Origin of the sequence: Pseudomonas sp. 22526 (assembly GCF_052044735.1) — a bacterium.
GTDB lineage: Bacteria > Pseudomonadota > Gammaproteobacteria > Pseudomonadales > Pseudomonadaceae > Aquipseudomonas > Aquipseudomonas piscium.
This window is the reverse complement of record NZ_JBQENK010000023.1, coordinates 96,855-109,463: the sequence shown is the minus strand read 5'-3', so window position 1 is coordinate 109,463 and position 12,609 is coordinate 96,855. Positions and strand designations below refer to the sequence as shown.

The window sequence follows — 12,609 nt, the reverse complement described above, 5'->3', positions numbered from 1 at the left end:
TTTCGGCTACTTTTCTCTGAAAATCTTCACTTTGTTAGCGTTTTTACAGTGACCTGCAAGTCAGCTTGGTTCAAAATACAGACTTTCAAGCAGGGAGATGTAGGGCGATGCAAGGTCACCCGGACGTAATCGATTACCTCAACACGTTGCTGACGGGCGAGCTGGCAGCACGTGACCAATATTTCATCCATTCGCGTATGTACGAGGACTGGGGCTTCAGCAAGCTCTACGAGCGCATCAATCACGAGATGGAAGAAGAGACTCAACACGCCGATGCATTGATGCGTCGCATCCTGATGCTTGAGGGCACGCCGCGCATGCGCCCTGACGATCTGGATATCGGCACCACCGTGCCGGACATGTTCGCCGCCGACCTGCGCCTGGAGTACAAGGTCCGCGCCGCGCTGTGCAAGGGCATCGAACTGTGCGAGAAGCACAAGGACTATGTCAGCCGCGACATCCTGCGTGTGCAGTTGGCCGATACCGAAGAAGACCACACCTACTGGCTGGAAAAGCAGTTGGGCCTGATCAAGTCGATCGGTCTGGAAAACTACCTGCAATCGCAGTTCTGATGCGTTCGCCAGCGCGTGGCGCTGGATCGCGAGCAAGCTCGCTCCTACAGGCAAATGTGGGATCCTGACGGGCACAAAAAAGCCCCTGCCATTTCACAATGGCAGGGGCTTTTTCATTGGGCTCAGGCCCGGTCGCGGGTCAGCAGTGGCTTGAGGTAGTAACCGGTGTGGGATTGCGGCATTTCCGCCAATTGCTCCGGTGTACCCACGGCAATGATCTGCCCGCCCTTGGAACCGCCTTCTGGCCCCAGGTCCACCAGCCAGTCGGCGGTCTTGATCACGTCCAGGTTGTGCTCGATCACCACCACGGTGTTGCCGTGGTCGCGCAGGCGATGCAGAACGTCCAGCAGCTGCTGGATATCGGCGAAGTGCAGACCGGTGGTCGGTTCGTCGAGGATGTAGAGGGTCTTGCCGGTGTCACGCTTGGACAGCTCGCGAGACAGCTTGACCCGCTGCGCTTCACCGCCGGACAGAGTCGTTGCCGACTGCCCCAGCTTGATATAGGACAGCCCCACGTCCATCAGCGTCTGCAGCTTGCGCGCCAGCGCCGGCACCGGGTCGAAGAACTCCCGCGCTTCCTCGATGGTCATTTCCAGGACCTCGTGGATGCTCTTGCCCTTGTATTTGATCTCAAGGGTTTCGCGGTTGTAGCGCTTGCTCTTGCACACATCGCACGGCACGTAGATATCCGGCAGGAAGTGCATTTCCACCTTGATCAGGCCGTCGCCCTGGCAGGCTTCGCAGCGTCCGCCCTTGACGTTGAAGGAGAAGCGGCCCGGGCCGTAGCCGCGCGAGCGCGATTCGGGAACCCCGGCAAACAGTTCGCGGATCGGCGTGAACAGCCCGGTGTAGGTCGCCGGGTTGGAGCGCGGTGTGCGGCCGATCGGGCTCTGATCGATATCCACCACCTTGTCCAGATGCTGCAGGCCGTTGATGCTGTCGTGCGTGGCGGCTTCCAGCGTGGTTGCGCCGTTCAGGGCCGTGGCGCTGAGGGGGAACAGGGTGTTGTTGATCAGGGTCGACTTGCCCGAGCCGGAGACACCGGTCACGCAGGTCAGCAGGCCGATCGGAATCTCCAGGTCGACGTTGCGCAAGTTGTTGCCGCGGGCGCCCTTGAGGGACAGCGAAAGCTTCTTGTTGCGCGGCGTACGCTTGGCCGGCACAGCAATCTTCACCCGCCCGGACAGGTACTTGCCGGTCAGCGAGTCGGGGTGGGACATCACCTCGTCGGGAGTGCCCTCGGCGACGATCTGTCCGCCATGCACGCCGGCGCCCGGGCCGATGTCCACCACATAGTCGGCCAGGCGGATGGCATCCTCGTCGTGTTCGACCACGATCACCGTGTTGCCGATATCCCGCAGGTGTTTCAGGGTGCCCAACAGGCGGTCGTTGTCGCGCTGGTGCAGGCCAATGGAGGGTTCGTCGAGGATGTACATCACCCCCACCAGGCCGGCGCCGATCTGGCTGGCCAGGCGGATTCGCTGGGCCTCGCCGCCGGACAGGGTGTCGGCGCTGCGATCCAGGGTCAGGTAGTCCAGGCCGACGTTGACCAGGAACTGCAGGCGCTCGCGGATCTCCTTGAGGATCTTGTCGGCGATCTCGCCACGGCGTCCGGTCAGCGACAAGGTGCCGAAGTAATCGGTGGCATCGCCGATCGGCAGGCTGGTGACGGCCGGTAGGGTCTTCTCGCCGACCCACACGTGGCGCGCTTCGCGACGCAGGCGGGTGCCGCGGCAGTCCGGGCATGGCTGGGTGCTGAGGAACTTGGCCAGCTCCTCGCGCACGGTGGCCGACTCGGTCTCGCGGTAGCGACGTTCCAGGTTCGGCACTATGCCTTCGAACGGGTGGGAGCGTTTGACGATATCGCCACGATCGTTGAGGTACTTGAAGTCGACGTTCTGTGTGCCGCTGCCGTTGAGGATGACCTTCTGCTGGTCGGCCGGCAGCTGGTTGAACGGCACTTCCAGGCTGAAGCCGTAATGCGACGCCAGCGAGCCGAGCATCTGGAAGTAATAGACGTTGCGCCTGTCCCAGCCGCGAATCGCCCCTTCGGCCAGGGTCAGCTCGCCATTGACCAGGCGCTTGATGTCGAAGAACTGCTTGACCCCCAGGCCGTCGCAGGTCGGGCAGGCGCCGGCCGGGTTGTTGAAGGAGAACAGCTTGGGTTCCAGTTCGCTGATGGCGTGGCCGCAGATCGGGCAGGCGAAGCGCGCGGAGAAGATGATTTCTTCGCCGGGTTCGTCGTCCATCGGCGCCACCAGGGCAATACCGTCGGCCAGCTTCAGCGCGGTCTCGAACGACTCGGCCAGACGCTGCTGCAGGTCGCCGCGGACCTTGAAGCGGTCGACCACCACATCGATCGAATGCTTCTTCTGTTTATCCAGCTTCGGCAGCTCATCCAGCTCGTAGAGCTTGCCGTTGACCCGGGCGCGGACGAAGCCCTGGGCGCGCAGTTCCTCGAAGACCGACAGGTGCTCGCCCTTGCGCTCGCGAATCACCGGCGCCAGCAGCATCAGCTTGCTGCCTTCCGGCTGGGCCAGCACCAGGTCGACCATCTGGCTGACGGTCTGGGCTTCCAGCGGGATGTCGTGGTCCGGGCAGCGTGGCGTACCCACGCGTGCATACAGCAGGCGCAGGTAGTCGTAGATCTCGGTGATGGTGCCGACGGTGGAGCGCGGGTTGTGCGAGGTGGATTTCTGCTCGATGGAAATCGCCGGCGACAAACCTTCGATGGTGTCGACGTCGGGTTTTTCCATCATCGACAGGAATTGCCGGGCATAGGCCGACAGCGACTCGACATAACGGCGCTGGCCTTCGGCGTACAACGTATCGAACGCCAGAGACGATTTGCCGGATCCGGACAGGCCGGTGATGACGATCAGTTTGTCCCGTGGCAGGGTCAGGTCGATGTTCTTCAGGTTGTGGGTTCGGGCCCCACGAATCAGGATCTTGTCCAAAGTGGCCTCGCTCGGCGGGCGTCGAAAACGTAGGAGTATAAGGGCAAATACTGGATGGATGCACACTATCAAATGAGGTCTGTGCAGCCGTAGATGAAACCTGCGCGGCAAAGCGTCGCCATATACCCCGTCAATCGATCGGACTGGTAGAATCGCCGCCGGTTCACACGAGGTTTTTCCATGCATGATCCCCACAGCGAACGCATGAGTGGCGCCGAGACCCGCGCGGCAAGCGGTCTGGCCCTGGTGTTCGCCTTCCGTATGCTTGGCATGTTCATGGTGTTGCCGGTCCTGGCGACCTATGGGATGGATCTGGCAGGAGCGACCCCGGCCCTGATCGGGTTGGCGATCGGCGCTTACGGCCTGACCCAGGCGATTTTCCAGATCCCGTTCGGGATCATTTCCGACCGTATCGGCCGTCGTCCGGTGATTTACCTGGGGTTGATCGTCTTTGCCCTGGGCAGTGTGCTGGCGGCCAACGCCGATTCGATCTGGGGCGTGATCGCCGGGCGCATCCTGCAGGGCGCCGGGGCGATTTCCGCGGCGGTCATGGCGCTGTTGTCGGACCTGACCCGCGAGCAGCACCGCACCAAAGCCATGGCCATGATCGGCATGACCATAGGCTTGTCCTTTGCCGTGGCCATGGTAGCCGGCCCGCTGCTGACCCGCGCTTTCGGTTTGTCCGGGCTGTTCTTCGCCACCGGCGGCATGGCGCTGCTGGGCATTTTCATCGTCGCCTTCATGGTGCCGCACTCGACCGGCCCGTTGCAGCACCGTGAATCCGGGGTCGCGCGCCAGGCCCTGTTGCCGACGCTCAAGCATCCGGACCTGCTGCGCCTGGATCTTGGTATCTTCGTGTTGCACGCGATGCTGATGTCGAGCTTCGTCGCCTTGCCGCTGGCCTTGGTGGAAAAGGCCGGCTTGCCCAAGGAACAGCACTGGTGGGTCTACCTCACCGCACTGTTGATCTCCTTCTTCGCCATGATCCCGTTCATCATCTACGGCGAGAAGAAACGCAAAATGAAACGAGTTCTGCTGGGCGCGGTCAGTACGCTGCTGCTCACCGAGCTATTCTTCTGGGAGTTCGGCGACAGCCTGCAGGCGCTGGTGATCGGCACGGTGGTGTTCTTCACCGCGTTCAACCTGCTGGAAGCTTCGCTGCCGTCGCTGATCAGCAAGGTTTCACCGGCCGGCGGCAAGGGCACGGCCATGGGGGTCTATTCCACCAGCCAGTTCCTCGGTTCGGCGCTGGGTGGCATTCTCGGTGGCTGGTTGTTCCAGCATGGCGGTTTGTCGGTTGTATTCCTGGGGTGTGCAGGACTTGCTGCCCTGTGGTTGGCCTTTGCTGTTACCATGCGCGAACCACCTTACGTGACGAGCCTGCGCTTGCCGTTATCGCCCGAAGCGATCCGCGAAGCCGGTCTGGTCGAGCGCCTGAAGGCCGTTGTTGGGGTAACAGATGCAGTGATGGTGGCCGAAGAAGCCGCCATTTACATCAAATTGGACACCGAATTATTGGATCGCGCGACCCTCGAGCAGCTGGTCAACCCAGCCCGATCGGCGTGCGAAGCCTAGGAGAACGTTATGGCCCGTGGGGTTAACAAAGTCATATTGGTCGGCACTTGCGGCCAGGATCCTGAAGTTCGCTACCTGCCTAACGGTAACGCCGTGACCAACCTGAGTCTGGCCACCAGCGAACAATGGACCGACAAGCAGACCGGTCAGAAAGTCGAGAAGACCGAATGGCACCGTGTGTCGATGTTTGGCAAGGTCGCGGAAATCGCCGGCGAGTACCTGCGTAAAGGTTCGCAGGTCTACATCGAAGGCAAGCTGCAGACCCGCGAGTGGGAAAAAGACGGCATCAAGCGTTACACCACTGAAATCATCGTCGACATGCAGGGCACCATGCAGCTGCTGGGCGGCCGTCCACAGGGCGACCAGGGCCAGGGCATGGGCAACTCCGCGCCACGTCCGCAGCAGTCGCGTCCGCAGCCTTCGCAGGCGCCACAGCGCGAATCGCGTCCAGCGCCTCAGCAGTCCTCGCCGCAGCCGGCGCAGAACTTCGACGACAGCTTCGATGACGATATCCCGTTCTAAGGCCAGCCTTGGACCGCGGTTCGAACAAAGCCTTTGGTGTGTATGCACCAAAGGCTTTTTTGTGGCTGTATTTCAGCCAGGAAGCAGGAACGCTGGTGGGTGTATCGAATGCCAGGGCGTCCGGGCTTCATAGGCGCGGGCAAGGCCGATGGCGATATGTTCCTGGTTTCGCTTGCAGACGAATTGCAGCGAGCAAGGACGGTTGTCTGCTGTAAAACCCGCAGGGACGGCAATTGCGCACAGGCCCAGAAAGTTGACGAAGCGAGTGAAGTGATTGGGAGGCGCAAGGTGCTCGATATCGTCCACGGCGCAGGCGGGCATTTGTGTCGTGGGCAGGACTATGGCTTCGACCTGATCATAGATGCGCTCGAACAGGCTACGCAGCCTGGCCATTTCCTGCAGGGCATTAAGGTACTCCGCCTGGGAGATCCCGGCGCCACGTGACAGTCGCGCCCGCACCGACTCGCCCAGGCCACTTTGAGCCTCGGCATGCAGCGTTCTGTAGTTGGCCAAGGCCTCATAAAAAGTGATCAGGGAGTTTTTCCTCAGGTACTCCTCCAGGGGCATGGGGAATTCTCCGGCCCGGGTCTGGATGCCGGCGTCCCGCAGCACTGCAACGGCGGTGTCGTAGCAGGCCAGGACGTCGGCAGAGACCCATGAACGCTCGTGCAACGGCAAGGTGGCCACGCGATATCGGCTGAGCGCCACCTGTCCGAAGCCTTCGACATTGTCTGCAAGGCATTGGCGTGGGGGCTCGTCGAGCAGATGAGCATAGAGCAGCGATGCATCTTCGACGGATCTGGCAAGGACGCCCACCGAATCGAGCGTCTGGCTCAGAGGAACGACATCGGTCATTTCGATCTGGCCGTGGCTGGGCTTGAGGCCGACAATGCCGCACCAGGAGGCGGGAATACGCACTGAACCGCCGGTATCGGTGCCCAAGGCCCAGGGGGTCAGCCCGGTGGCTACGGCTACCGCCGATCCACTGCTGGATCCGCCGGGTGCCAATTCGGTCTGGCGGCTCCACGGATTGCGTGGAGTCGCGAAATGCTCGTTGACGCCAAAGGCGCCAAGGCCGAATTCGACGGTATGGGTCTTGCCCAGGATGACTATGCCTTTGCTCAACAGCCGCTCGACAACCGTCGAAGTCGTTTGTGCTCGACGCTGCTTCCAGCACAAGGAGCCCGCCGTCGTAAGCTCACCTTTCACATGGAACAAGTCTTTCAGGGCAATGGGCATGCCGTGCAGCGAACTTGATGCCTGGCCACTGCTTATGGCCTTGCAGGCCCTGTGTGCCGCTGCACGGGCCTGGCATTCATAGATATCGACAAAGGCGTTCGATGAGGTGCGAGTGTCGAGGATGCGTTCCAGGAACGCCTCGGTCACTTCGACCGGCGACAGATCCCGGGCCTGGATCAGCGTCATCAGTTCAACGGCGGTCAGTCGGGTGATCAGGGGCGTCACTCCGCCTTCTCCGGCTCAGGCAGCTCGGCATAGTCGTTGCGCCCGTCGCTGACAAACATGATCGACATGACCAGGATCGACAGCGTCGCGATGACGATCGTCAGTACGGCCAGTTTCATATGTCTCAGAAAAAACTCGGTGTCGTTGATGAAATGCCCGAACACCGCGACTCCAAATGCAGAACCTATTTGCCCGGTTGCTCTGGAAAAGCCCGCGGCGATGCCGGTGTATATCTTCGGCGTGCTTTGCATGAATACCGAGGTGGACATGGGGGCCCCAAGTCCTCCTCCGAATCCGATCAATATCAGGGGGATGAGCAACCAGGGGTAGTGCGTGGAGTATTGAGGCAACAGTAATCCACAAAATCCGATCAGGCGGATGAAAGCCCCGGCGATCATCAACTGGCGCGGCGGGAATCGGTCCACCCAGCGTCCGGATACCTTGTTGCCGACTATCACGCAGAGGGACAGGGGCAGCAGGGCAAGCCCGGTTTCGAGCGCGCTGTAGTGCAGGTAGTCCTGGAAGTAGAACGTGAGGATGAACAGGGTGCCGAAGAACGAAAAGGCCCCGGCAAAAAAGATGTAGGCGATGGTGCTGACGTTGGTATTCCTGAACAGCGTCAGGGGCAGCATCGGATGAGGCCCACGGACCTCGATCAGGACAAAGGCGATCAGCGACACCGCACAGGTCAGTACGCCCAGCAGCAGATAAACGGAGTCCGTGTTTAACCGGGGATACTCGATCAGTATCGCGATGAGACTCAGCAGCATCAGCGTGACAGTGAACTGTCCTTTCAGATCGAGGTGTTTTTCCTTATGGGGTGCTATCGGGGTCTCGATTCGAGAGGTCAGCCAGACACCAAGCAGGCCGACGGGAATGTTGACCAGAAAGATCGAGCGCCATGACAGGTATTGAGTCAGGAGCCCGCCTATCAAGGGTCCCATGACCAGCGCGATCCCCCCCCAACTGGACCAGCTGGCGATGGCTTTTGCCCGTGCGGAACTCTCTGTGTAGGTATGGGTGATCAGCGCCAGCGAGCTGGGCACCAGCAACGCCGCGCCAATCCCCTGGCAGGCCCGCCCAGCCAGCAGTTGCGCCGCGCTGGCGCTCAGACCGCATAGCAGGGAGGCGGCGACAAACAACAGCAGGCCGGCCATATAGACGGTTTTCGCGCTGAGGCGGTCGCACAGGGCGCCCCCCGACAGCAGCAGGCTGGCGAAAATCACCAGGTAGACGTTGACCACCCATTGCAGCGTATCGGTGCCGATGGCCAGTCCGTTTCTGATCGCTGGCAGGGCGACATTGACGATAGAGGAGTCGAGAAGGACCAATATGTAGCTGATATTGGCCGCCAGTAGCACGAGACGCTGGTTCTTGTCGGTATTCATCATGGCTCGATGTCGTCGGGTTACCGGCGCCAGGGACTGGCGCCAGGAAGGATCAGCGGGCGCCGAGTGTCGCGATATCTTTTCGGTAATGCATGCCATCGAAGTGGATCTTGCGTGCCACCGCGTAAATACGTTCCCGGGCCGCTTCAAGAGTGTCTGCCGAGGCGCTCAGCGAGATGATTCGTCCACCCTTGGTCACCAGTTGCCCCTGCGCGCTCGATACGGCGGCATGAAAGATCTTGGCCTCCTGCTCTCCCGAAGGAAGCGAGATGACGTCGCCGGTGCGTTTGACTCCCGGATAACCGGCGGAGCTGATTTGCAGGGCTACTGCGCATTTGGCGTTCCAGCGGACCTCTGCCTGGTGCAGCCGTCTTGCCAATGCCAGTTCGAGCAGCGGGCCCAGTTCACTGTCCATGCGCTCGAGCATCGTGAACAGTTCCGGGTTGCCGAGGCGGCAGTTGATTTCCAGCAGATGGACTTCCTGCTCCGGGTCGATCATCACGCCGAAGTACAGGAAGCCCAGGTAGTCGATTGCCTCCTCCTTGATGGCCCTGATCGTCGGTTCGACGAGACGGTCGATGATCTTCTGCGACAGCGCCTGGGAAATGACCGGTGAGTACGCCCCCATCCCTCCGGTATTGGGGCCCTCGTCGTTATCGCGCAGCCTTTTGTAGTCGCGGCTTTCGACCATGGGGACGTAGTGGCTGCCATCGAACAGGACGGTAAAGCTGACTTCCTCGCCCACCAGGAAGTCTTCAACGATGATCGGGCCTCCATAGGTGGTGAACATGTGTTCGATCGTCTCGTCGACGGCCTGCCATTCATGAGCGATCACCACGCCCAGGCCACCGTTGGCCATGCCATCGACCTTCAGGACAAGGGGCAGGGAGCGTGTGTGGGCGTATTGTCGGGCGCTGAGAGCGTCTGCGAACACTTTGAAACCAGGCGTAGGGATCTGGTGTCGCTGCATGAACTGCTTGGAGTACTCCTTCGACCATTCAAGTTTCGAGGCTTCTCGGGTAGGCGCCAGGACCTTCAGGCCGCGCTCTTGAAAATAGTCCACGATACCCGCAGCCAGTGCCTGGGTCGGGGTGATCAAGGTGTAGTCCACGTCGTACTGTGCCGCGGCGTTCGCCAGGCCAGGTATGTCGGTGGTCTCCACCTCCAGATTCTCGACTTTCGGTTCGTCCGCGGTACCCGGGCTGCCGGGGGCCACATACACTTTCTCGACCTGATCGGACTGGATCAGCTTCCACGCCAGTGCATGTGCGCCCGAGCTGCAACCTACGATTAGCACTTTCATATAACGCTCCCTGTGTATGGAAGAAGACAATCAACTCGTCAGTTTCGCGGACTCCCACAGGACTGAACCGTTCAGCCAGTCGTGGAAGCTGTCGATGCGCTCCAGCAGTTGCTCATCGCTGTCGCCGACCAGAATCGCGCTAAGCACATCGTCGGTGTAGGTTTGGGCAGGCTGGTAGGCCGATCCTTCGATGCCGGTGATACATAGGGTGCTGACCCAGTCGAAGGGTAGGGATGCAGGGATCTTCACAAGCCGGTCGTCACGTATCGGCACGCGGACCGATGCCGCGACACAGGCAGGCGCGCGGCCGATGGGCAACTCGTCTTCGATGCCCGCGCAGGCTCTGATCCAGGCCCTGTGAATGTTGATGCCATAACTCAGTTCGATCAGTTCGCCGGTCAGGGAGCCTGCCGTTCGTGCTGCAATCTCGCACAGCACCAGTCGATCGTCCGGGGTCTGGAAGATTTCCGCATGGAAGCCCAGGGGGAATGTTTCGGGCAGCGCGGCAATCACCTTGCGGGTGAACTCGACCAGGCGCCGGGCGATCGGGGTGTCGGGCTCCAGCGTGCGGCTGCCAAACGTACCGGCCCATTGGAAGTCCAGTGAACCGTTGATATAGGCGCATGGCGCAAAAAACGTCCTGCCCTCTGCCGTTGCAACGCCATTGACATGGAACATCCGGCCTTCGACGAATGACTCGATCATGTAGCCGTCGAGCGTTGGCTTGCGGAACAGCGCGGCCAGGTCCGAGCGGCTTTTGATGACCTGGATATCTTTCGAGCTGCAACCATCGACCGGCTTGACGATGCTGGGGTAGCCATGACGCTTGATGAATTCAATGACATCCAGCGACGACTGCAGGCGCTTGAAGTGGGCGACGGGGATACCGGCCCTGTTCATATGTTCCTTCATGACCACTTTGTCGCGGTAGGCGATAGCGCTTTCCAGGCTCTGGCCCGGTACGCCGAGGTGTTCGCGCAAGCGGGCGGCACGGATCAAGTCGAATTCCGAATGCGGCAGGATTCGGGAAAACCGGGTGCTTGCCGCGAAGTCCAGCGCGGTGATTTCGGCCTGCGAATCGGCGTCCAGATCCTCCAGGCGCTTGACCAGACGGTACTTGTGCTGGGATGGGAAGGGGGTCGAGCTGATCAGGTACAGGTCCTGGTCCCGCTCGGCCAGCCATTGGGCGAAATCTATTTTGATGCTTCTGCCTAAACACAAGATAGCCATGTCATCTCCCTGTCATTGGCCGGTGCTTCAGTCCAGTGGCTGGATCGGTTTGCGCATGAACAGCCGTGCATTGCCCCTGGGATTGCACTCGACGCGGCCGAACACCTCATAGCCGTTTTTTTCGTAGAACGCCGGTGCCTGGATTTCCATGGTGAACAGCAGGGCGGTCCGGCATCCGCGAAGGGCGGCCAGGCGTTCGGCCTGGCGCAGGATCTGAGAACCATAGCCTTTGCCGCGCAGGGTGTCGGGCAGATAGAAGTAGTTGATGAAGAACACTCCCAGGGATGTCCTGCCGACCAGGCCGCCTACCACCTCGCCGCTGAGAGGATCCGTGACCGTGAGGTCCAGGGGCTCGTTGTCGCTGATTCCGGTTTGCGACACATTGTATTGATCCAGCAACTCGTTGATCCGGCCACGACCGGCGGCCGGGGCGTTCTCGTGAACCGTGACGACAAAGTCGTGCTGGCGATCCAGGGGTTTCACTTCTGTCATTTCGAAAGTCCAACGTGCAGGAGAGAAAGGGGGCGCCGGCTCATCGCGTTGTGCCGGTCCGACTGGCCATGTGGCGCTCGTTACCCTGCCTGTCCTGGTCCGTTTCAAGGTAGAGAAGCTCGTAGTCGGTACCCCGGGCCTTGAGTACGGGAACGACAGGTCGTCCGTCAGGAACGTCCAGCCACAACCGCAGCAAGTGCCGCTTTTGGCTGTCCGAGTCCTGGAATTCGGTACGGGAATGCAGGGTGGTGTAGTTGTTCAGGAACAGGATTTCCCCGGGCTCCAGCAGGAACTCGAGCTGAAAGGATTTTCGATTGCAGATCTCGTAGAAGGCTTTCAGCGCGGCGTCCAGTCTCGCGGGAAACGCCTGCCCCAGCGTCTGGGCGGCGGCCCGCATGTAATTGCCCACGCACATCGAACTCAGCGTGCTGCCGACCCGGGAAAACACCGGAATCCGGTAGTCCGTTACCGGCGTGCGGGACTGAGAGCGTTCCGCGGTGGCATAGGGATAACCTTCGTACAGCGCCGGCAGCAGCTGCGGGTTTTCGGCCACCAACTGATTGTGCACCGCCAGGCCACTGACAATCTCCGTGGTCCCGCCGCTGGCGGCCCCGCTGAGGCACAGCAGCCCGATGATCTCGAAGGCGTCCGAATGGAACCCGAGCTCTCTGTTGGACTGGTAGCCGCGATTCTTGGGGTTGGACGGCTCGTGGCGCACATGGCCGATACGATCACCGCGAGTGCTCTGTACCACGGGGCGCCCCAGGTGCAGGGCCAGCCCCCAGAACAGGCGTTCAAGGGCCTCGCCGGTGAAGCGAGCAATGTCGATGCCCTGTAGCACCGCGACTCCGGGACCGTCCTGAAGCGCCTGGTGCAATTTGCCCAGCAGGCCCTGAATGGCAGGCGCCGCGAAGTCCTCCCGAGTCAGGCTGTACATCGGCTTGTGGGCGCTATTGGCCAACAGTTGCTCGATGCATTGCAGCTCGGGCTCGCCCATGTTCAGCAGGACATCGGCCTTGGACTTGAGCGTGGCCGCGGTCCAGACGGCGGGGTCGTCGACCGCGACGGGCGAATGCCCGTTGTGTTCGATGTTCATCGGGGACTCC

10 protein-coding genes are annotated in these 12,609 nt (G+C 61.1%); 3 read left to right on the top strand and 7 right to left on the bottom strand.

Annotated features, from left to right (window positions below; genetic code table 11):
* Nucleotides 1-107 precede the first annotated feature (107 nt).
* Nucleotides 108-572: a bacterioferritin gene (gene bfr / locus ACTJKT_RS27290; protein WP_007924173.1), complete on the top strand. Its 465-nt coding sequence runs from the start codon at nt 108-110 to the stop codon at nt 570-572.
* 122 nt (nt 573-694) lie between these two features.
* Here the strand turns inward: bfr and uvrA are convergent, their stop codons facing one another.
* Entirely contained in the window at nt 695-3,529 is a 2,835-nt protein-coding gene (gene uvrA, locus ACTJKT_RS27285; protein ID WP_440789334.1) for an excinuclease ABC subunit UvrA, read from the bottom strand.
* 180 nt (nt 3,530-3,709) lie between these two features.
* Here uvrA and ACTJKT_RS27280 point away from each other — a divergent pair, with 180 nt between their 5' ends.
* A complete protein-coding gene (locus tag ACTJKT_RS27280; protein ID WP_440789332.1) occupies nt 3,710-5,104 on the top strand; it encodes an MFS transporter in 1,395 nt (464 codons plus the stop codon).
* A gap of 9 nt (nt 5,105-5,113) precedes the next feature.
* The gene (locus tag ACTJKT_RS27275) at nt 5,114-5,626 is read left to right on the top strand and encodes a single-stranded DNA-binding protein (RefSeq protein WP_009045846.1); all 513 of its coding nucleotides are present in this window, start codon (nt 5,114-5,116) and stop codon (nt 5,624-5,626) included.
* Nucleotides 5,627-5,698: 72 nt separating this feature from the next.
* On the opposite strand, the gene ACTJKT_RS27270 is transcribed toward ACTJKT_RS27275, so the two are convergent.
* The 6 genes from ACTJKT_RS27270 to ACTJKT_RS27245 are packed head-to-tail and all read right to left on the bottom strand — an operon-like array spanning nt 5,699 to nt 12,599.
* A complete protein-coding gene (locus tag ACTJKT_RS27270) occupies nt 5,699-7,090 on the bottom strand; it encodes an amidase (protein ID WP_440789330.1) in 1,392 nt (463 codons plus the stop codon).
* A complete protein-coding gene (locus ACTJKT_RS27265; RefSeq protein WP_440789328.1) occupies nt 7,087-8,478 on the bottom strand; it encodes an MFS transporter in 1,392 nt (463 codons plus the stop codon). Before ACTJKT_RS27265 ends, ACTJKT_RS27270 begins: the two co-directional genes overlap by 4 nt.
* A 52-nt stretch (nt 8,479-8,530) precedes the next feature.
* A complete protein-coding gene (purD, locus tag ACTJKT_RS27260; protein WP_440789326.1) occupies nt 8,531-9,781 on the bottom strand; it encodes a phosphoribosylamine--glycine ligase in 1,251 nt (416 codons plus the stop codon).
* A gap of 30 nt (nt 9,782-9,811) precedes the next feature.
* The gene (locus ACTJKT_RS27255) at nt 9,812-11,011 is read right to left on the bottom strand and encodes an ATP-grasp domain-containing protein (protein ID WP_440789324.1); all 1,200 of its coding nucleotides are present in this window, start codon (nt 11,009-11,011) and stop codon (nt 9,812-9,814) included.
* A gap of 27 nt (nt 11,012-11,038) precedes the next feature.
* Complete coding sequence (locus tag ACTJKT_RS27250) at nt 11,039-11,503, bottom strand: GNAT family N-acetyltransferase (RefSeq protein WP_440789322.1); 465 nt, start codon at nt 11,501-11,503, stop codon at nt 11,039-11,041.
* A gap of 40 nt (nt 11,504-11,543) precedes the next feature.
* Nucleotides 11,544-12,599: a TauD/TfdA family dioxygenase gene (locus tag ACTJKT_RS27245; protein ID WP_440789320.1), complete on the bottom strand. Its 1,056-nt coding sequence runs from the start codon at nt 12,597-12,599 to the stop codon at nt 11,544-11,546.
* Between the last annotated feature and the right edge of the window lie 10 nt (nt 12,600-12,609).

Coding starts and splice junctions, on each gene's coding strand:
- ACTJKT_RS27265 (WP_440789328.1), bottom strand. CDS start 8,478: ATGAATACCGACAAGAACCAGCGTCTCGTGCTACTGGCGGCCAATATC.
- ACTJKT_RS27255 (WP_440789324.1), bottom strand. CDS start 11,011: ATGGCTATCTTGTGTTTAGGCAGAAGCATCAAAATAGATTTCGCCCAA.
- ACTJKT_RS27275 (WP_009045846.1), top strand. CDS start 5,114: ATGGCCCGTGGGGTTAACAAAGTCATATTGGTCGGCACTTGCGGCCAG.
- ACTJKT_RS27245 (WP_440789320.1), bottom strand. CDS start 12,599: ATGAACATCGAACACAACGGGCATTCGCCCGTCGCGGTCGACGACCCC.
- ACTJKT_RS27280 (WP_440789332.1), top strand. CDS start 3,710: ATGCATGATCCCCACAGCGAACGCATGAGTGGCGCCGAGACCCGCGCG.
- purD (WP_440789326.1), bottom strand. CDS start 9,781: ATGAAAGTGCTAATCGTAGGTTGCAGCTCGGGCGCACATGCACTGGCG.
- ACTJKT_RS27250 (WP_440789322.1), bottom strand. CDS start 11,503: ATGACAGAAGTGAAACCCCTGGATCGCCAGCACGACTTTGTCGTCACG.
- bfr (WP_007924173.1), top strand. CDS start 108: ATGCAAGGTCACCCGGACGTAATCGATTACCTCAACACGTTGCTGACG.